The 17610-nt window shown below is 72.4% G+C and carries 16 protein-coding genes; 13 read left to right on the forward strand and 3 right to left on the reverse strand.

Features of this window, described 5'->3' with window-relative positions; genetic code table 11:
* Positions 1–20: 20 nt before the first annotated feature.
* The 3 genes from gudD (at position 21) to ABWV53_RS03285 (ending at position 2844) form a co-directional block, all read left to right on the forward strand.
* Complete coding sequence (gene gudD, locus ABWV53_RS03275; RefSeq protein WP_353362918.1) at positions 21–1376, forward strand: glucarate dehydratase; 1356 nt, start codon at positions 21–23, stop codon at positions 1374–1376.
* Positions 1377–1526: 150 nt separating this feature from the next.
* A complete protein-coding gene (locus ABWV53_RS03280; RefSeq protein WP_353362920.1) occupies positions 1527–1913 on the forward strand; it encodes a hypothetical protein in 387 nt (128 codons plus the stop codon).
* 310 nt (positions 1914–2223) lie between these two features.
* Positions 2224–2844, forward strand: a complete 621-nt coding sequence (locus tag ABWV53_RS03285; RefSeq protein WP_353362922.1) for a hypothetical protein — start codon at positions 2224–2226, stop codon at positions 2842–2844.
* A gap of 36 nt (positions 2845–2880) precedes the next feature.
* Here ABWV53_RS03285 and rpe read toward each other — a convergent pair whose 3' ends face one another.
* Positions 2881–3561, reverse strand: a complete 681-nt coding sequence (rpe, locus tag ABWV53_RS03290) for a ribulose-phosphate 3-epimerase (protein ID WP_353362924.1) — start codon at positions 3559–3561, stop codon at positions 2881–2883.
* 126 nt (positions 3562–3687) lie between these two features.
* On the opposite strand from rpe, the gene apaG reads away from it, so the two are divergent.
* The 4 genes from apaG to ABWV53_RS03310 all read left to right on the forward strand — a co-directional run bounded on the left by apaG (position 3688) and on the right by ABWV53_RS03310 (position 8701).
* On the forward strand, positions 3688–4095 hold the full coding sequence (gene apaG / locus ABWV53_RS03295) for a Co2+/Mg2+ efflux facilitator ApaG/CorD (RefSeq protein ID WP_353362926.1): 408 nt from the start codon (positions 3688–3690) through the stop codon (positions 4093–4095).
* A complete protein-coding gene (gene tlpB / locus ABWV53_RS03300; protein ID WP_353362928.1) occupies positions 4092–6086 on the forward strand; it encodes a transporter-like protein TlpB in 1995 nt (664 codons plus the stop codon). The genes apaG and tlpB overlap by 4 nt, the downstream gene beginning before the upstream one ends.
* A gap of 199 nt (positions 6087–6285) precedes the next feature.
* Positions 6286–7587: a cation:proton antiporter gene (locus ABWV53_RS03305; protein ID WP_353362930.1), complete on the forward strand. Its 1302-nt coding sequence runs from the start codon at positions 6286–6288 to the stop codon at positions 7585–7587.
* Positions 7577–8701 carry a YbdK family carboxylate-amine ligase gene (locus ABWV53_RS03310; protein WP_353362932.1) on the forward strand — a complete coding sequence of 375 codons (1125 nt, stop codon included), beginning with the start codon at positions 7577–7579 and terminating at the stop codon, positions 8699–8701. The genes ABWV53_RS03305 and ABWV53_RS03310 overlap by 11 nt, the downstream gene beginning before the upstream one ends.
* 21 nt (positions 8702–8722) lie before the next feature.
* On the opposite strand, the gene ABWV53_RS03315 is transcribed toward ABWV53_RS03310, so the two are convergent.
* The gene (locus ABWV53_RS03315) at positions 8723–9619 is read right to left on the reverse strand and encodes a DMT family transporter (RefSeq protein WP_353362934.1); all 897 of its coding nucleotides are present in this window, start codon (positions 9617–9619) and stop codon (positions 8723–8725) included.
* Positions 9620–9700: 81 nt separating this feature from the next.
* Here ABWV53_RS03315 and ABWV53_RS03320 point away from each other — a divergent pair, with 81 nt between their 5' ends.
* Positions 9701–10546, forward strand: coding sequence for an AraC family transcriptional regulator (locus ABWV53_RS03320; protein ID WP_353362937.1), 846 nt, complete (start codon positions 9701–9703; stop codon positions 10544–10546).
* A 60-nt stretch (positions 10547–10606) separates the two neighbouring features.
* Positions 10607–11596 carry a thiamine-phosphate kinase gene (thiL, locus tag ABWV53_RS03325; protein WP_353362939.1) on the forward strand — a complete coding sequence of 330 codons (990 nt, stop codon included), beginning with the start codon at positions 10607–10609 and terminating at the stop codon, positions 11594–11596.
* Here the strand turns inward: thiL and ABWV53_RS03330 are convergent.
* A complete protein-coding gene (locus tag ABWV53_RS03330) occupies positions 11584–12774 on the reverse strand; it encodes an MFS transporter (RefSeq protein ID WP_353362941.1) in 1191 nt (396 codons plus the stop codon). The genes thiL and ABWV53_RS03330 overlap by 13 nt on opposite strands.
* Before the next feature lie 161 nt (positions 12775–12935).
* On the opposite strand from ABWV53_RS03330, the gene ABWV53_RS03335 reads away from it, so the two are divergent.
* Genes ABWV53_RS03335 through ABWV53_RS03350 form a run of 4 tightly spaced genes read left to right on the forward strand, consistent with a single transcriptional unit; the run spans position 12936 to position 17609 of the window.
* Positions 12936–13934: a LysR family transcriptional regulator gene (locus ABWV53_RS03335; protein ID WP_353362943.1), complete on the forward strand. Its 999-nt coding sequence runs from the start codon at positions 12936–12938 to the stop codon at positions 13932–13934.
* Positions 13931–15721, forward strand: a complete 1791-nt coding sequence (locus tag ABWV53_RS03340) for an ATP-binding cassette domain-containing protein (RefSeq protein WP_353362946.1) — start codon at positions 13931–13933, stop codon at positions 15719–15721. The genes ABWV53_RS03335 and ABWV53_RS03340 overlap by 4 nt, the downstream gene beginning before the upstream one ends.
* Before the next feature lie 41 nt (positions 15722–15762).
* Positions 15763–16761 (forward strand): ABC transporter ATP-binding protein, encoded by a 999-nt coding sequence (locus ABWV53_RS03345; protein ID WP_353362948.1) that lies wholly within the window; start codon positions 15763–15765, stop codon positions 16759–16761.
* On the forward strand, positions 16758–17609 hold the full coding sequence (locus ABWV53_RS03350; protein ID WP_353362950.1) for an ABC transporter permease: 852 nt from the start codon (positions 16758–16760) through the stop codon (positions 17607–17609). The genes ABWV53_RS03345 and ABWV53_RS03350 overlap by 4 nt, the downstream gene beginning before the upstream one ends.
* The last annotated feature ends 1 nt before the right edge of the window (position 17610 follow it).

Here is a 17610-nt window from a genome sequence, read left to right on the forward strand (position 1 = left end):
CGACATCGTCCGGCTGCACCATGACGTCCCCGCACTCCCTTTCCTCTCCGTCCGCCACACCCGTCGTCGCCCAGATGCGCGTCATCCCCGTCGCGGGGCACGACAGCATGCTGCTCAACCTGAGCGGTGCGCACGCCCCGTTCTTCACGCGCAACCTGCTGGTGCTCACCGACAACGCCGGCCGTGTGGGCGTGGGCGAGGTTCCGGGCGGCGAAAAGATCCGCCAGACGCTGGAAGACGCGCGCCCGCTCATCGTCGGCCAACCCATCGGCGGCTACAACGCGGTGCTGAACGCCATGCGCCAGGCCTTCGAAGGCCGCGACAGTGGGGGGCGCGGCCTGCAGACGTTCGACCTGCGCACGGCGATCCACGCGGTCACCGCCGCGGAGTCGGCCCTGCTCGACCTGCTGGGCCAGCACCTGGGCGTGCCCGTGGCCGCCCTGCTGGGCGAGGGCGTGCAGCGCACGTCGGTGCAGATGCTCGGTTATCTGTTCTACGTGGGTGACCGCGAGCTGACCGATCTGCCCTACCAGTCGGACGCCGGCGCCGCCAGCGACTGGCAGCGCCTGCGGCACGAAAAAGCCATGACGCCCGAGGCCATCGTGCGGCTGGCGGAAGCCGCGCACGAGCGCTACGGCTTCGAGGACTTCAAGCTCAAGGGCGGCGTGCTGCGCGGCGAGGACGAGGTGCAGGCCGTGCGCGCGCTGCACGAGCGCTTCCCGCAGGCCCGCGTCACGCTCGACCCGAACGGCGGCTGGCTGCTCAAGGACGCGGTGCGGCTGATGCGCGACCTGCACGGCGTGGTGGCCTACGCCGAAGACCCCTGCGGCGCCGAGGAGGGCTTCTCGGGCCGCGAGGTGATGGCGGAATTCCGCCGCGCCACGGGCCTGCCCACGGCCACCAACATGGTCGCCACCGACTGGCGCCAGATGGCGCATTCGCTGTCGCTGCAATCGGTCGACATTCCGCTGGCCGACCCCCACTTCTGGACCATGGCCGGCTCGGTGCGCGTGGCGCAGCTCTGCCAGGCCTTCGGGCTGACCTGGGGCTCGCATTCCAACAACCATTTCGACGTGTCCCTGGCCATGTTCACGCACGTGGGCGCCGCTGCGCCGGGCCGCGTCACCGCCATCGACACGCACTGGATCTGGCAGGACGGCCAGTACCTCACCAAGGACCCGCTGCAGATCCGGGGCGGCCATGTCGAGCTGCCGCAGCGCGGCGGCCTGGGCATCGAGCTGGACATGGATGCGGTCGAGCGTGTGCACCAGCTCTACCTGCAGCACGGCCTGGGCGCGCGCGACGATGCGCAGGGCATGCAGTACCTGATCCCCGGGTGGAAGTTCGACAACAAGCGGCCCTGCATGGTGCGGTGACTTGGCGCGGGCGCGGCGGTGGCCCTGAGCGGCAGGGCGTGCGCCTCACGCGCACGATGGCCGGCACGGTGTGTCTGATCCGTCCGACAACGGCGTGCAGGGCGCGCGCCTACGCTGGTGGCGACTTCACCAACTTCCAAGGAATCCGCCATGCGTCTGCTGTCCCTCGCCCGTTGCCTTCCCGCCGTCCTGCTCGCCACCGCCGGCGCCGCCTATGCCGCACCGGGTGACGGCGCCCGTTCCCACACCTACCAGCAGGACCGCGCCGCCTGCGCACAGATCAGCTCGGCTGAAAGCAAGGCCGCCTGCATCCACGAAGCCGGGGCCGCCCAGCAAGCCGCACGCAACGGCCAGCTGGCCAGTGCCGAACCGGGCAACTACGACAACAACGCGCTGCAGCGCTGCGCGTCGTTCACCGACGCGGCCGACAAGGCGGCCTGCGTGGACCGCGTGCGGGGCGGCAACACCCAGGGCTCGGTCAGCGGCGGCGGCGTGCTGCGCGAAACCGTCACCACGGTGCCCGCCTCGCCGCGCTGACCGCCAGAGGCGCTAGCGCCTCGTTTGCAGCGCCCGCTCCCTGGGCGCTACGCACTGGCTCGAGACCCTTCCATCACCCGCCACAGGGAGCCCCGGGCTCCCTGCCGGCGCTGGGCTAGCGCCGCTGCATGCTCCCGTCGATCATCCTTCTCCCGTTCGCGGAGCGCCGCCCTTTCCTCGTGGCGAAAGGCGGCCCGTCGTAGGCCCCGTTGGCGGCTGACCTCGCCCGTGCAGGCTGTCCGACAGACCCAGCGAGCCAGGCTGCCTATCGTCTGCGCTCGTATCGTCTTCAACCAAGGGAGTACCGGACATGCGCTTCAACCAGATCATTCGCGCCGTGCCAGCCATCGCTCTGATGGCCGCCGCGGGCTTCACCCACGCCGCTCCGGCACGGGGTGATGCAGGCAGCACCTACCAGGAAGACCGCGCCGCCTGCGCACAGCTTTCCGCACCGGACAGCCGCTCGGCCTGCCTGCAGGAAGCGGCTGCAGCGCGGCAGGCGATGCGCTCCGGCCAGCTGGCGCCGGCTGCCGACATGGACTACCAACGCAATGCCGAGCAGCGCTGCACGGTGTTCCGCGAGCCGATGGACCGTGACGCCTGCATCGCCCGCGTGAAGAGCGGCCCGATGTCGGGTTCGGTGGGCGGTGGCGGCGTGTTGCTGGAAGCGCAGACCCAGGTTCCGGCGGGCACGCCCGGCGCCGTGCCCATGCCCATGCGCGACGGCATGGACAAGCCCATGCCGCCCCATCCCGATCACAAGGACAAGAAGAAAAAGGACAAGAAGGACAAAAAGAAGAAGGACAAGGACGGCCGGAAGGACCACCACAAGCACGGCCCGAAGCACGGCCCTGATGGCAAGCCCGAGCCGCGCCCCATGCCCGAAGGCGGCGCCCAGCCCATGCCGCCCCAGCCGCGTCCGGCGTCCTGATCTTCCGGGCGGCCTGGGCGGCCCGGTGGAGGCCGTTCAGGCCAGCGCGGCGCGCATCGTGTCGATGACGGCCCGGTAATCGGGCTTGCCGAAGATGGCGCTGCCCGCCACGAAGGTGTCGGCTCCGGCATCGGCCACCTGGCGGATGTTGGTCTCCTTGATGCCGCCGTCGACTTCCAGGCGGATGTCCTTGCCGCAGGCGTCGATGCGGCGGCGCACGGCCTCGGTCTTGCGCAGGGCGGAGTCGATGAAGCTCTGCCCGCCAAAGCCGGGGTTGACGCTCATCAGCAGGATCAGGTCGAGGTCGTCGATCACCCAGTCGAGCACGTCCAGCGGCTCGGCGGGGTTGAACACCAGGCCGGCCTTCACGCCCTTGGAGCGGATCGCCTGGATGCTGCGGTGCACGTGGCCCGAGGCATCGGGGTGGAAGCTGATGTAGTCGGCGCCCGCTTCGGCGAAGGCCGCTGCCAGCGCGTCCACCGGCCGCACCATCAGGTGCACGTCGATGGGCACGGCGACGCCCTCGAGCGTCTTGGCGTGGGGCTTCAGCGCCTGGCAGATCATCGGGCCGAAGGTCAGGTTCGGGACGTAGTGGTTGTCCATCACGTCGAAATGGATCCAGTCGGCGCCGGCGGCGATGACGTTCTTCACTTCGTCGCCCAGGCGGGCGAAGTCTGCGGACAGGATGGAGGGGGCGATGCGGTAGGGGCGGCTCATGCCGCGATTGTCGCAGTTGGCCGGGCGGCCGGCTGGGAGCCCGACCGCGCGCCGGCCTTCGCCCGCGCAGCCACCCCGCCGCCCGGGGCCCCGTCCTCTCGGTACTTACCCTTTACCATTGCCACCATGCCGAAGTACCAGTTCCACGCCGAAGTCAAGCCCGAGTATTTGCCCGAGCAGTCTTCGCCCGCCGAGGGCGTGTACAGCTTCGCCTACACCATCACCGTCACCAACACGGGCGAGGTGCCCGCGCAGCTCATCTCGCGCCACTGGATCATCAGCGACGCGCGCGGCCATACCGAGGAGGTCAAGGGCCTGGGCGTGGTCGGCCAGCAGCCGCTGCTCAAGCCCGGCGAGGCGTTCCAGTACACCAGCGGCTGCCGCCTGCGCACGGCCAGCGGCAGCATGCACGGCAGCTACTTCTGCGTGGCCGAGGACGGCGAGTCGTTCAGCTGCCCCATCGCCCTTTTCGTGCTCGAGGCGGTGGGCGATGGCTCCGCCGGCCAGCCGCTGGCCCACCGGGTGCTGCATTGAGGCGTCCCGCCGACCCGGGTCCGCTGCTCGCGGCGCTTGACCCCACCGCGCCGCTGGCCCACCGGCACCTGGTGCTGATCGCGCTGCTCGACTGGGTGCGCGGCGACCGCCGATCGGTCGAGGCCGCCGTCAGCCGGCTGCAGACCCTGGTGGAGCGGGTCGAGGCCGACCCCTCGCTGCAGGAGCGCGTGCAGGCCTGGTGGACGGCGCTGATCCACACGGTGGACATCACCACCCTGCTGGCCGACTTTGGCTTCGCGCCCCGCACTGCGCTCATCAGCGAGATCGGCGAGCGGCTGCGCTACAAGCTGCTGCCCGCCAGCCCGGAGACCATCGACGCGTCCGAGCTGTTCATGCTGGCGCTGGCCAGCGATTTCGATGCCCGCTGGCTGGCGGCGCTGGACGAACCCCTGCTGGGGCGGCTGCTGGCCGTGCTCTCGCCCTCGGAGGGGCCGGGCGCCACGCGCTGGCAGCGTTCGCTGCTCGACGCCATCACCTACTGCGCGGGCCAGATCCTCTCCACCGGCTTCGCGCCCGAGCTGCGCCTGCGCATGGCCGATTCGGCCCGCGACGCGCAGCCCTTCCATGCGCTGATCCGCGACGTGGAGAGCCTGCGCGTCGAGGTGCTGCACCAGCTGCGCACCAGCGACCGGCTGGACGAGGCCGTGCTGCGCCTGCGCGACCGGCTGGACGCCTGCCGCGCGGCGGCGTTCACGGTGTATTCGCACTTCCACGACAACGGCATCTCGGTGGGCCTGGTGTTCCGCCTGCGGCAGCTGCGCGAGCGCATCCTGCGGGTGCGCTCGCTGCTCGACTGCCTGCTCTCGCCCACGCCGGCCGTGACGGCCGCGCAGCTGATGGCGCGACTGGTGAACGTCGGGCGCGAGCGTCGCAGCCTGCGTGCGCTGCTGCGTTCCAACACCTCGCTGCTGGCCGCCAAGGTGGCCGAGCGCAGCGCCGAGACGGGCAGCCACTACATCACCCGCAATGCGGCCGAATACCGCGCCATGTTCGCCAAGGCGGCGGGCGGCGGCCTCGTCATGGCCTTCACCACGCTGATGAAGTTCGCGCTCGCTGCGCTGGCGCTCTCCGCCTTCTGGGGCGGCTTCTGGGCCGGCTTCAACTACGCGGCCAGCTTCGTGCTGATCCAGCTGCTGCATTTCACCGTCGCCACCAAGCAGCCCGCCATGACGGCGCCGGCCATGGCCGCCAAGCTGGTAGACCTGCAGGACGACGCGGCGGTGGAGTCCTTCGTGGACGAGGTCACCCACCTGGTGCGATCGCAGGTCGCGGCGGTGCTGGGCAATGTGCTGGTGGTGTTCCCGGCGGTGATCGGCATCACCCTGGCCATCGCGCATTTCACCGGCGAGCCGGCCATCAGCCACGTGCATGCCCGCCATGTGCTCGAATCGCTGCACGTGCTGGGGCCGTCGCTGCTGTTCGCCGCCTTCACCGGCGTGCTGCTGTTTTCGTCCAGCATCATCGCGGGCTGGGCGGAGAACTGGTTCGTGCTGCACCGGCTCGACTCGGCCATCCGCTTCAACCCGCGCATCACGCGGGTGCTGGGCGCAGCGCGCGCGGTGCGCTGGGCGCGCTTCATGCGCACCAACCTCTCGGGTTTCGCGGCCAACATCTCGCTCGGATTCATGCTGGGGCTGGTGCCCGCCTTCGCGGCCTTCTTCGGCCTGGGGCTGGACGTGCGCCACGTCACCCTGTCGACCGGGCAGATGGGCGCGGCTGCCACGTCGCTGGGCATGGGCGTGCTGCACGAGCCGGCCTTCTGGTGGGCGGCCGCCTCCCTGCCGCTGATCGGCGCGCTGAACGTGTCGGTCAGCTTCTACTTCGCCTTCCGCGTGGCGCTGCGGGCCGAGAACGCCACCGGCGGCGAGAAGTCGCGCCTCTACCGCGCGCTGCGCTCGCGGCTCTGGCGCGCACCGCTCAGCTTCTTCATGCCGGTACGCGGCCGCCCCGCCGCGCCCGGGGCGGCCTGACCCGGCGGGCGGGGCTGCGGGCTGACGGGGGGCCGGGCAGGGCCGCCGCCCGTGTCCTACAAGCGAAAGGGCTTTCGGCGGGTAGATTCGGGCGACTTCGCGGCGGCTCGGCTTCGGGCCCGCTGGCGCATCGTTTTTTCCACGAGAACTCCACGGCGGGTGCAACACCCGCGTCATGGCCACAAGGAATGATCCAGACATGAATGAGGTGATGAGCTTCTGGGCGCAATGGCTGCGCCCCTCGGCCGGGCTGCCCACGGTGCAGTGGTCGCTGCTGCTGGCCGGGGCCGCCATGGCCGGCTACCTGGTGCAACGGCACACCGGCCTGCCCAAGGTGGTGGGCTACACGCTGGTGGGCACGGTGGCGGGGCTGCTGGGCTTCAGCGGGGCGGTGTGGCCGCTGCAGGGCATCGGCCTCTTCCTGCTCGAGCTCGGCATCGCCCTGGTGCTGTTCGAGGCCGGCGCCCGCATTCCCCTGCGCTGGTTCCGCCACAACCCCATGGTGCTGGTGCAGAGTGTGGCCGAATCCGCCTTCACCTACTTCGCCGTCTACTGGGTGCTGATGTGGCTGGACGTGCCGCCCCGCGCCGCCGGGCCGCTGGCCCTGGTGGCGCTGGCCGCCTCGCCCGCCATCCTGACCCGCGTGGTGCAGGACACCCGCGCCGCCGGCCCGGTGACCGACCGCGCCATCGTGCTGGCCACGCTGTCCACCCTGTACGCGCTGACGCTGGGCAGCGCGCAGGCCGAGCTCATCAATCGCCCGGCGGCGCGCCTGGCCGACACCATCTATCCGGTGATGGTGGTGCTGGGCGTGTCGATCATCGTGGGCGCGGTGCTGGCGCTGGTGCTGCGCATGGCGCTGCGCTTCATGAGCCCGACCAGCGAGAACACCTCCATGCTGCTGCTCACGCTGATCGCGGCCGCCACCACCGTCGCGGGCTTCATGGGCGGCTCCGCGCCGCTGGCCGCGCTGCTGGGCGGCATGCTGCTCAAGCAGCTCAACCCGCGCCCCTGGGCCTGGCCCCGGCAGATGGGCACCGCGTCTTCGCTGCTCACCATGCTGATGTTCGTGCTGGTCTCCACCGTGGCCGCGCAGGCCGACTGGAGCGGGCCGGTGGCCGGCGTGGTGGTGGCCCTCATCGTGGTGCGGCTGTTGGCCAAGGCGCTGGGCGTGGCCGTGGGCAACGTGGGCAGCGGCGCCAGCTGGCGGCAAGCCTTCTGGGTGAGCTGCGCGATGACGCCGATGTCCTCCATCGCGCTGCTGATCGCCTCGCAGTTCGCGCTGGCCTCGGCCTCCACCGGGCACCTCATCGCCCGGGTGGCGCTGCCCGCCATCCTGCTGATGGAGGTGCTGGGCGCGGTGATCGCCACCGTCGCCATCTACCGTGCCGGCGAAAGCTCCAAGCCCTGGGCGGCGCTGACCCGCACCGGCTCCGCCGGAGCCGCCACCGCCCCCCATCCGAACGCCGCCCCCGCCGGAGACGCCCCCCGTGAGTCTTGAAGCCTTCCACCAGTCCGAGCCGCTGACGCTCGGCGTCGAGCTGGAACTGCAGCTCGTCAACACCCACGACTACGACCTGGCGCCCTATGCCGAGGACATGCTGCGCCTGATGGCCAGGCAGCCGCTGCCCGGCAGCGTGGTGCCCGAGATGACCAACAGCATGATCGAGATCTCGACCGGCATCTGCCACTCGGGCAGCGAAGTGCTGGGCCAGCTCACGCAGATCCGCGACGCGCTGGTGAAAAGCGCCGACAAGCTGAACATCGCCGTCGTCGGCGGCGGCACGCACCCGTTCCAGCAGTGGCACGAGCGCCGCATCTACGACAAGCCGCGCTTCCAGGAGCTGTCGCAGCTCTACGGCTACCTCTCCAAGCAGTTCACCATCTTCGGCCAGCACGTGCACATCGGCTGCCCCAGCGCCGACGAAGCGCTGCTCATGCTGCACCGCATGTCGCGCTACATCCCGCACTTCATCGCGCTGTCGGCCTCCAGCCCGTTCGTGCAGGCGCAGGACACGGCGTTCGATTCCGCGCGCCTCAACTCGGTCTTCGCCTTCCCGCTCTCGGGCCGTGCGCCCATGGTGCTGACGTGGAAGGACTTCGAAACCTACTTCGGCAAGATGACCCACACCGGCGTGGTCAAGAGCATGAAGGACTTCTACTGGGACATCCGCCCCAAGCCCGAATTCGGCACCATCGAGATCCGCGTCTTCGACACCCCGCTCACCATCGAGCGGGCTGCCGCGCTGTCGGCCTTCGTGCAGTCGCTGGGCGCCTGGTTCCTGGCCGAGCAGCCCTTCACCCCCAGCGAAGACGACTACCTGGTCTACACCTACAACCGTTTCCAGGCCTGCCGCTTTGGCATGGAGGCGGTGTACGTGGACCCGGCCACCGGCAACCACATGCCGCTGCGCGACCACATCCTGCACACCTTCGACCACATCGCCCGCCATGCCGGAGCGCACGGCGCCTCGGGCGCGCTGCACATGCTGCACAGCGAGGCCTCCGCCGGGCAGAACGATGCCCGCTGGCTGCGCGAGCGTCAGCGCGAGGAGCAATTGCTGGCCGAGGTCAGCCGCCAGGCGGCCGAACGGTTCCGCGGAATGGCCGGCTGACCTGCGGCGCCGACCGGCGGCTCAGCGCCGCAGGTTGACCAGCACGATGCCCGCCAGCACCAGCACGCCGCCTGCGATGAACTGCGGCGCCAGCCGCTCGCCCAGCAGCAGCACACCGAACCCCACGCCGAAGAGCGGCGTGAGGAACGAGAACGCGGACAGCCGCGACGCCAGGTACTTGCGCAGCAGCCAGAACCACACCAGGAAGCTGGCGAAGGTCACCGCCACCGACTGGAACGCCAGGCTGGCCCAGGTGATGGCCGCCATCGGCGCGCGCGGGGCGCTGCCCTGCCACCACAGCCCCAGGACCAGACCCACCACCGACGCCACCACCAGCTGGTAGAGCAGGGTCTGCGAGGCCGGCGCCTCCGACAGCGCGCTGCCGCGGATCACCAGCGTCGTGGCCGCCCACAGCACCGCGGCGCCCACGCCCATCGCATCGCCCAGCAGGGCCCTTGCCGCCACCGGCCCGCTGCCGGCCCAGCCCGCGGAAAAGGCCGTGGCGATGCCCGCGAAGGCCAGCAGCACGCCCGCCCACTGCCCGCGCGACAGCCGCTCGCCCGCCACCCACAGGTGCAGGCCCAGGGCGGTGAAGATGGGCGCGGTGTAGAGGAACACCACCATGTGCGAGGCACTGGTGTAGAGCAGGCCCAGCGCCACCAGCACGAATTCGCTGGCGAACAGCAGACCCGCCAGCAGCCCGGGCGCGAGCCGCCCGTCGCGCAGCGAAAACCCCTCCCCGCGCCAGCGCATCAGCGCCATCAGCAGGGCGGCCGCGACCAGCGAGCGCCAGCCCACCTGCAGCACCGGGTGCAGCGCCGGCGCCGCCACCTTGATCGCCACCTGCTGCAGGCCCCAGCAGCCGCACAACAGCACCATGAGCGCGGCGGCGGAGGCATCAATGGGTTGGCGCGTCATGGGAGGTTCCTCTGGAAGCAACGAAGAGGAGTCCAGTCTAGGACGGCAGTCTCGATGCCGATGCAGCACGCCAGACAACCCATGCCGCAACCCCGACAAGCCGCACCCGCCCGCCGCAAGCGCCCCGCGCAGCCCCGGCCCATTCCGCCCCTCTTCGCCGGCCAGGAGCCGCAGCCGGTGCACCTGCGGGCCGCCACCATCGCGGCGCACAGCGTCTACCCCTCGCTGCGCCACGGCTGGGGCGAACTCATCTACGCCTTCAGCGGCGTGATCGAGATCACCGTCGCCGACCGGCATTTCCTCGCGCCGCCGCACCACGGCGTCTGGATTCCGCCGGGCGTGGAGCACGTGGGCGCGGCGCGGCACGAGAGCGCGTTCGGCGCGCTGTGCCTGGACGCGGCCCGCAGCGCCCGCATGCCGGCCGAGCCCTGCACGCTGGCCCTCGGCGCGCTGCCGCGCACGCTGCTGGCCACGCTGCAGCAGCGCGGCATCGACGTGCCGGCCACGGACGCCGACGGGCGGCTCTTCGACGTGCTGCTGGACGAGCTGGCGCAGAGCCGCCCGCAGGAGAGCTACCTGCCCCTCTCCGCCGACCCGGCACTGCGCCAGGTGCTCGACGCGCTGCAGCAGGACCCGGCCTGCGACAAGCCGCTGGCGCAGTGGGCCAGCGAGGTGCACACCACCGAGCGCACGCTGGCGCGGCGCTGCCAGCGCGACCTGGGCATGTCGTTCGGCGCCTGGTGCCAGCGGCTGCGCGTGCTGCGCGCGCTCGACGCGCTGCAGGGCCCGCGCAGCGTGCAGGCCATCGCGCTCGACCTGGGCTACGGCAGCGCCTCGGCCTTCATCGCCATGTTCCGCCGCCACCTGGGCGCATCGCCGGAGGCCTTTCGGCAACGGGCCCGTGCCCCGTTGCCGCCGGCCCAGTGAAGGACGGGCGTTCGCGCCGTACCATCCGCGCACTCCACTTTCGTACCTGAGTCAGCCGCCATGGGTGAATTCGACCTGATCCGCCAGTTCTTCCAGCGCCCCGTGCGCCGCGCCGCGCTGGGCGTGGGCGACGACTGCGCGCTGCTGGCGCCCGCGCCCGGCATGCAGCTGGCCGTGTCCAGCGACATGCTGGTGGAGGGGCGCCACTTCTTCGCCGACGTGGACCCGGCCGCCCTGGGCCACAAGGCGCTGGCCGTGAACCTGAGCGACCTTGCCGCCTGCGGCGCCCGGCCGCTCGCCTTCACCCTCGCGCTGGCGTTGCCGCGTGCCGATCCCGCCTGGCTGCAGGCCTTCGCCGGCGGGCTGCTGGCGCTGGCCGATGCGCACGGCTGCGAACTGGTGGGCGGCGACACCACCGCCGGCCCGCTCAACATCTGCATCACCGTCTTTGGCGAGGTGCCGCCCGGCCGGGCGCTGCTGAGGAGCGGCGCGCAGGTGGGCGACGACATCTGGGTCAGCGGCACGCTGGGCGATGCGCGGCTGGCGCTGGAAGCGCTGCGCGGCCGCGCCCGGCTGCCCGCCGCGGCCCTGGCCGCTGCCCGCCAGCGGCTGGAGCGGCCCACCCCGCGCGTGGCGCTGGGCCAGGCGCTGCAGGGCGTGGCGACCAGCACCATCGACGTGAGCGACGGCCTGCTGGGCGACCTGGGGCACATCCTCGCGGCATCGCGGGTCGGCGCCCGCCTGGATGCGTCGGTTGCTACTGAATTGATAGCTATATGCGCAGGTGGATCAAGCGCTGGCGGCCATTTTGACCTGGAAATCGATGTGGAAACCCGGCGCCAGTGCGCCCTGGCCGGCGGCGACGACTACGAACTGGCCTTCACCGCGCCGGCCGGCCTGGCCGCCGAGGTGCGGGCCGCCGCGCGGCAGGCGGACGCGCCGGTCACCCGCATCGGCCGCATCGAGGCCGAGCCCGGCCTGCGGCTGGTGGATGCCGCCGGCCAGGCGCTGCCGGTGCAGCACTACGCATCGTTCGATCACTTCGCCTGAGCGCCGGCGCCGCCTGGCATGCCGTGGAGCGCGGCACGCGGCTGGCGCCCGCTCCAGAGCGTCAGCACCAGGCCCACGGCCGTCAGCCCCGCCGCCGCCCAGCTGACCGACAGCAGCCCCAGGCCCGCGCCGATCACGGCGCCGCCCGCCCAGGCGCCCAGCGCGTTGCCCAGGTTGAAGGCCGCGATGTTCAGGCTCGACGCCAGGTTGGCGCCGCTCTCGCCCGCCTGCTGCAGCACCCGCATCTGCATGGGCGCCACGGTGGCGAAAGCCACGGTGCCCAGCAGCACCACGTAGGCCATGGCCACGGCGGGCGTGCCGAAGGCCCAGCGCCCCGCCGCCAGCACGACCATCAGCGCGGCGATGGACAGCACCAGCGCCCGCACCACGCCCCGGTCGGCCAGCCGGCCGCCCAGCAGGTTGCCCGCCGCCAGCCCGGCGCCGAACAGCAGCAGCGTCAGCGCGACCAGGCCGCCCGCCATGCGCGTCACCTGGGTCAGCAGCGGCTCCACATAGGTGTAGAGCGCGAACACGCCGGCGAAGCCGAACACCGTCACACCCAGGGCCAGCCACACCGGGCCGCGCGCCAGCACCGCCAGCTCCTGGCGCAGCGGCACCACGGCAGGGCGGGCCGCGTCCCTGGGCACGAAGGCGGCGAGGATGGCGAGGGCCACCACGCCCACCGCCACCACGGCCCAGAAAGCCATGCGCCAGCCGTGGTGCTGGCCGATCCAGGCGCCCGCCGGCACGCCCAGCAGCGTGGCGAGCGTGAGCCCCGAGAACATCAGCGCGATGGCCGACGCACGCCGCTCGGACGCCACCAGTCCGGTCGCCACCACCGCGCCCACGCCGAAGAAGGTGCCGTGCGTGAGCGAGGTGAGCACGCGCGCCGCCATCAGCCAGCCGTAGCCGGGCGCCAGCGCCGCGGCGGCATTGCCGGCGATGAAGATCAGCATCAGCGCCAGCAGCAGCCGCTTGCGCGGCCAGCGGCGCGTCAGCAGCGTGAGCACCGGCGCGCCCAGGGCCACGCCGAAGGCATAGCCGGAGATCAGCGTGCCGGCGGTCGGAATCGAGACCTGCAGGTCGCCCGCGACCTGGCTGAGCAGCCCCATGATGATGAATTCGGTGGTGCCGATGCCGAAGGCACCGGCGGCCAGCGCCAGAAGGGAGAGCGGCATGGAAGAAGTCCGTGGAAATCGCAATGCCGGCACTTTGGCCCATCCCCGGCGCAGGCGGTAGCCGGAATAATGGCAACGCGGTTGTGCCGTGGCGGCACAAGCCACAACATCCCGCATCCACCACGGCATCCGTACTCACCGCGCCCTCGCTCCACCCGCCCATGCAGCCCGCTCCGTCCACCCCGTCGATCGCCCACCCCGACACCAACCGCTCCGGCGAGCTGGAGGTGCTGGTCATCGTGGCCGAGCGCGGCAGCCTGTCGGCGGCGGCGCGCCAGCTGGGCGTGTCGCCCTCGGCCGTCAGCAAGACCATGTCGCGGCTGGAGGCGCGCCTGGGCGTGCAGCTGCTGCAGCGCAGCACCCGGCGCGTGCAGCTCACGCCCGAGGGACGGCAGCTCTGCGAACGCGCCAAGCAGGTGCTGGCCGATCTGGACGACGCCGAGGCGGCGGTCGCCGTGCGCAGCGTGCCGCGCGGGCTGGTGCGCATCAGCGCCAGCACCTCGGTCGGCCAGCGGGTGCTGGCGCCGCTCGCCGGCCCGCTGCTGGCCGCGCATCCGGGGCTGCGGCTGGAGCTGCACTTCACCGACCATGTGGTGGACCTGGCCGAGAACGGAATGGACATCGCCATCCGCTGGGGCCGGCTGCCGCCCTCCGACATGGTGGCGCGCCTGCTGGGCCGCACCCGCCAGCTGGTCGTGGCCTCGCCCGACTACCTGGCCCGGCACGGCACGCCCCAGCATCCGGATGAGCTGGCCGGCCACCGCCGCCTGGGCTGGACCTACCGGCGCGCCGTGCCGCACTGGCCCTTCACCGTCGCCGGCCAGCGGGTGGAGGTCGAGATCGGCGAGGCGGTGCGGGTGAACGACGGCGACGCGCTGCGGCGCCTGGCCATCCACGGCGCCGGGCTGGCCCGCCTGTCGCTCTACCATGCGTGGGACGACCTGCAGAGCGGCCGGCTGGTGCCCGTGCTGGAAGCCTTCGACACCGGCGAGCTGGAGCCCATCCACGCCGTCTACCTGGGCCGGCCCGACCGGCTGCCGCCGCGCACCCGCGCCGTGCTCGACTTTCTGCAGGCGCATGTGGATCTGCGCCATGCCGAAAGCTGGCCCGGCATCGTTGCCCCCGCCGCCGGCGCCCCGGCCGCTTCACCCACGCCATGACCGACACCACCGCCCCCAAAGAGCCCGCCGGCACCCGCCGCCCGCCCGCCATCAGCCTGCGCCGGGCCGCGCAGGACCTGTTCCGCGCGCTCTGGCGGCACGCCGACGGGGTGCGTGGGCAATTGCTGGGCGCCGCCGGCCTGCTGTCGGCCGCGCAGCTGCTGCGCCTGGCCATGCCGTGGCTGGCCGCGCAGGCCATCAATGCGCTGCAGCAGGGGCAGCTCGCGGCTGCCGGCCGCTGGATCCTCGCGCTGCTGGGCATCTACCTGCTGTCGTGGCTGCTGCACGGCCCCGGGCGCGTGCTGGAGCGCAACGTGGGCGTGCGGGTGCGCGAGCGGCTGGCCGACCAGCTCTACGCCCGCATCGCCGCGGCGCCGCTCGCCTGGCGCGACGGCCGGCATTCGGGCGAGCTGCAGCACCGCGTGATGCAGGCCAGCCGGGCGCTGTCCGACTTCGCGCAGAGCCAGTTCGGCTATCTGCAGAACGCCTTCAACTTCGTCGGCCCGCTGGTCGCGCTGGCGCTGCTGTCGGCCACCAGCGGCGCCATCGCGGTGACGGGCTACGTGGTCATCTCGCTCATCATCGTGCGCTTCGACCGCGTGCTGATGCAGCTGGCCCGCGCCGAGAACGACGCCGAGCGCCGCTACGCCGCCGCGCTGCTGGACTTCGTGGGCAACGCCGGCACGGTGATCGGCCTCCGGCTGCAGGCCGCCTCGCGCCGCGTGCTGGGCCGGCGCATGCAAGCGGTGATGGCGCCGCTGCGCCGCGCCGTCATGGTGGGCGAGGGCAAATGGTTCGCCGTCGACCTGCTGGGCATGGGGCTGACCTGGGCGCTGGTCGTCATCTATGTGCTGCAGCACCGGCAGCCGGGCCAGGCCATCGCGCTCGGCACCGTGTTCATGATCTACCAGTACGCGCAGCAGGCCGCCTCGGTGGTGGGCGGCATGGCGTCCAACTTCCAGAGCTTCGCCCGCATGCACACCGACTACGGCAGCGCCGAGCCGATCTGGGCCGCGCCCGCCGACCCCGACGCCGCCGTGCCGACGGTGGCGCCGCATGCGCCGTGGCAGACGCTGGAGCTGCGCGGCGCGAGCCTGCGGTATGGCGGAGCGGGGGGCGCAGGGGGTGACACGGCGGGGGAGACGCGCGGCGGCCTGCACGGCATCGACCTGCGGCTCGAACGCGGCACGCGCGTGGCGCTCATCGGGCCCAGCGGCGGCGGCAAGAGCACGCTGCTGCGCACGCTGGCGGGGCTCTATGCGCCGCAGGAGGGCACGCTGTGGCGCGACGGCGCCGCCGTGCCCTGGGCCGAGCTGCGCACTCTGGCCACGCTGATCCCGCAGGAGGCCGAGGTGTTCGAGGCCAGCGTGGAGGAGAACCTCACCTTCGGCGAGCCGTGCGACGCCGCCGCGCTGCGGTCCGCCGTGCACGCCGGCGTGTTCGACGAGGTGCTGGAGCGCATGCCGGCCGGGCTGCAGAGCCCGTTGACGGAGCGCGGCGCCAACCTGTCGGGCGGGCAGCGCCAGCGGCTGGCCCTGGCGCGCGGCGCGCTGGCGGCCCAGGGCAGCTCGCTGCTGCTGCTGGACGAACCCACCAGCGCGCTCGACCCACAGGCCGAGGCCCGCGTGTTCGACCGCATGGCGGCGGCCTTTCCGGCAGCCTGCATCGTGGCCTCGGTGCACCGGCCCAGCCTGCTGCCGCGCTTCGACACCGTCGTGGTGGTGGAGGCCGGGCGTGTGGTCGATGCCGGGCCGCGCGACGAGGTGCTGGCGCGCCGGGGGCACTGACCCCCCGGGGCGGCCGCCGCCGGCACTATCATCGCGCCCCCATGCCGCAGCCGCACATCGCCGTCCAGAACCTCGTCAAGACCTACCGCGTGGCCGAGCGCGCCCCCGGCCTCTGGGGCGCCGTGCGCGGTGTGGTCCACCGCCGCCACCGCACGGTGCAGGCGCTCTCGGGCGTGACGTTCGCGCTGCAGCGTGGCGAGCTGCTGGGCTTCGTCGGCCCCAACGGCGCAGGCAAGTCCACCACCATCAAGATCCTCTCGGGCATCCTGCGGCCCGACGGCGGCACGGTGCGGGTCGATGGCCGCGACCCGTTTGCCGACCGGGAGCGGCACGTGGCCGGCATCGGCGTGGTGTTCGGCCAGCGCAGCCAGCTCTGGTGGGATCTGCCGGTGGAGGACGGCTTCGCGCTGCTGCGCGACATCTACCGCGTCGACCCGGTGCGCTTTCGCGCCACCCGCGACGAGCTGGTCGCGCTGCTGCGGCTCGAAGGCGTGCTGGCGCAGCCGGTGCGGCAGCTGTCGCTGGGCCAGCGCATGCGGGCCGAGATCGCGGCGGCGCTGCTGCACGAGCCCGCCATCCTGTTCCTGGACGAGCCCACCATCGGCCTGGACGCGCCCTCCAAGCTGGCGGTGCGCGACTTCGTGCTGCGCGCCAACCGCGAGCGCGGCACCACCGTGCTGCTGACCACGCACGACATGCACGACATCGAGGCGCTGGCCAGCCGCGTCATCGTGATCGGCCACGGCCGGGTGCTGGCCGATGCGCCGGTCGATGCGCTGCGCGCAGAGGTGCTGGCCGAGCGCCGGCTGGTGGTGGACTTCGCCGGCCCCGCGCCGCACGACCTGGCGCTGCCGGGCGTGGCCGTGCACGCCCGCGAGGCGCAGCGCCTGGTGCTGGCGTTCGACCCGACGGTGGTGGCCGCACCCGTGCTGATCGCCCAGGTGGCGGCGGCCCATGCGGTGGAAGACATCCGCCTGGAGGCGCTGCCCATCGAGGAGGTCATCACGCGCTTCTACGCCCTGCACGGAGCGCACGAATGAGGCCGGCGCACGCCGGGGCGGCGGCCCGCTGGCGCCCCTACGCCGCCGCGTTCAGCTCGCGCTTTCTGCAGATGCTGCAGTACCGCTCCGCCGCGCTCGCCGGCTTCGTCACCCAGTGCTGGTGGGGCGGCATCAAGGTGATGGTGCTGGCCGCGTTCTATGCGGGCGGGCAGGGGGGAGGCAGCGCCATGCCGCTGGCGCAGGCCATCACCTACACCTGGATCGCCCAGGGCCTGCTGGCGTTGCTGCCCTGGGGCGGCGACCCCGAAGTGGCGCAGGCCGTGCGCACCGGCGCGGTGGCCTATGACCGGCTGCGCCCAGTCGACGCCTACGCCTTCTGGTTTGCGCGCACGGCCGGCTGGATCGCCGCGCGCGTGCTGCCGCGTGTGGCGTTGATGCTGGGCTTTTCCGCCGTGGCGCTGCCGCTGGCGGGCCATGCCGAATGGGGCTGGCAGCCGCCGGCCGGGGCGTTGGCCGGGGTGCTGTTCGCCGCGTCCCTGCTGCTGGCGCTGTGGCTTTCCACCGCGCTGGTGATGCTGCTCAACGTGGCGGCCACGGCGGCGCTGGATGCGCGGGGCATCAACGCCTTCGCCGTGCCGGCGGTGGTCGTGCTGTCGGGCAACCTGCTGCCGCTGGCGCTCATGCCCGACGCCTGGCAGGCCGCGCTGCTGGTGCAGCCGCTGGCCGGGCTGCTGGACATTCCCGTGCGCCTCTACTTCGGCCGCCTGGCGGGGTGGGACGCCCTGGGCGGGCTGGCGCTGCAGGCCTTCTGGGTCGCCGCGCTGGTCACGCTCGGGCGGGTGGCGCTGGCCCGCACGCTGGCGCGGCTCGACATCCAGGGCGGCTGAG

It is taken from the genome of Acidovorax sp. FG27 (genome assembly GCF_040365715.1).
Classification (GTDB): Bacteria; Pseudomonadota; Gammaproteobacteria; order Burkholderiales; family Burkholderiaceae_C; genus Paracidovorax.

What these genes read in the sequence shown, in the direction of transcription:
- ABWV53_RS03315 (WP_353362934.1), bottom strand. Translation starts at nt 9,619, where the DNA reads ATGACGCGCCAACCCATTGATGCCTCCGCCGCCGCGCTCATGGTGCTG.
- ABWV53_RS03330 (WP_353362941.1), bottom strand. Translation starts at nt 12,774, where the DNA reads ATGCCGCTCTCCCTTCTGGCGCTGGCCGCCGGTGCCTTCGGCATCGGC.
- rpe (WP_353362924.1), bottom strand. Translation starts at nt 3,561, where the DNA reads ATGAGCCGCCCCTACCGCATCGCCCCCTCCATCCTGTCCGCAGACTTC.
- apaG (WP_353362926.1), top strand. Translation starts at nt 3,688, where the DNA reads ATGCCGAAGTACCAGTTCCACGCCGAAGTCAAGCCCGAGTATTTGCCC.
- gudD (WP_353362918.1), top strand. Translation starts at nt 21, where the DNA reads ATGACGTCCCCGCACTCCCTTTCCTCTCCGTCCGCCACACCCGTCGTC.
- ABWV53_RS03345 (WP_353362948.1), top strand. Translation starts at nt 15,763, where the DNA reads ATGCCGCAGCCGCACATCGCCGTCCAGAACCTCGTCAAGACCTACCGC.
- ABWV53_RS03350 (WP_353362950.1), top strand. Translation starts at nt 16,758, where the DNA reads ATGAGGCCGGCGCACGCCGGGGCGGCGGCCCGCTGGCGCCCCTACGCC.
- ABWV53_RS03340 (WP_353362946.1), top strand. Translation starts at nt 13,931, where the DNA reads ATGACCGACACCACCGCCCCCAAAGAGCCCGCCGGCACCCGCCGCCCG.
- ABWV53_RS03285 (WP_353362922.1), top strand. Translation starts at nt 2,224, where the DNA reads ATGCGCTTCAACCAGATCATTCGCGCCGTGCCAGCCATCGCTCTGATG.
- ABWV53_RS03305 (WP_353362930.1), top strand. Translation starts at nt 6,286, where the DNA reads ATGAATGAGGTGATGAGCTTCTGGGCGCAATGGCTGCGCCCCTCGGCC.
- thiL (WP_353362939.1), top strand. Translation starts at nt 10,607, where the DNA reads ATGGGTGAATTCGACCTGATCCGCCAGTTCTTCCAGCGCCCCGTGCGC.
- ABWV53_RS03335 (WP_353362943.1), top strand. Translation starts at nt 12,936, where the DNA reads ATGCAGCCCGCTCCGTCCACCCCGTCGATCGCCCACCCCGACACCAAC.
- ABWV53_RS03280 (WP_353362920.1), top strand. Translation starts at nt 1,527, where the DNA reads ATGCGTCTGCTGTCCCTCGCCCGTTGCCTTCCCGCCGTCCTGCTCGCC.
- ABWV53_RS03320 (WP_353362937.1), top strand. Translation starts at nt 9,701, where the DNA reads ATGCCGCAACCCCGACAAGCCGCACCCGCCCGCCGCAAGCGCCCCGCG.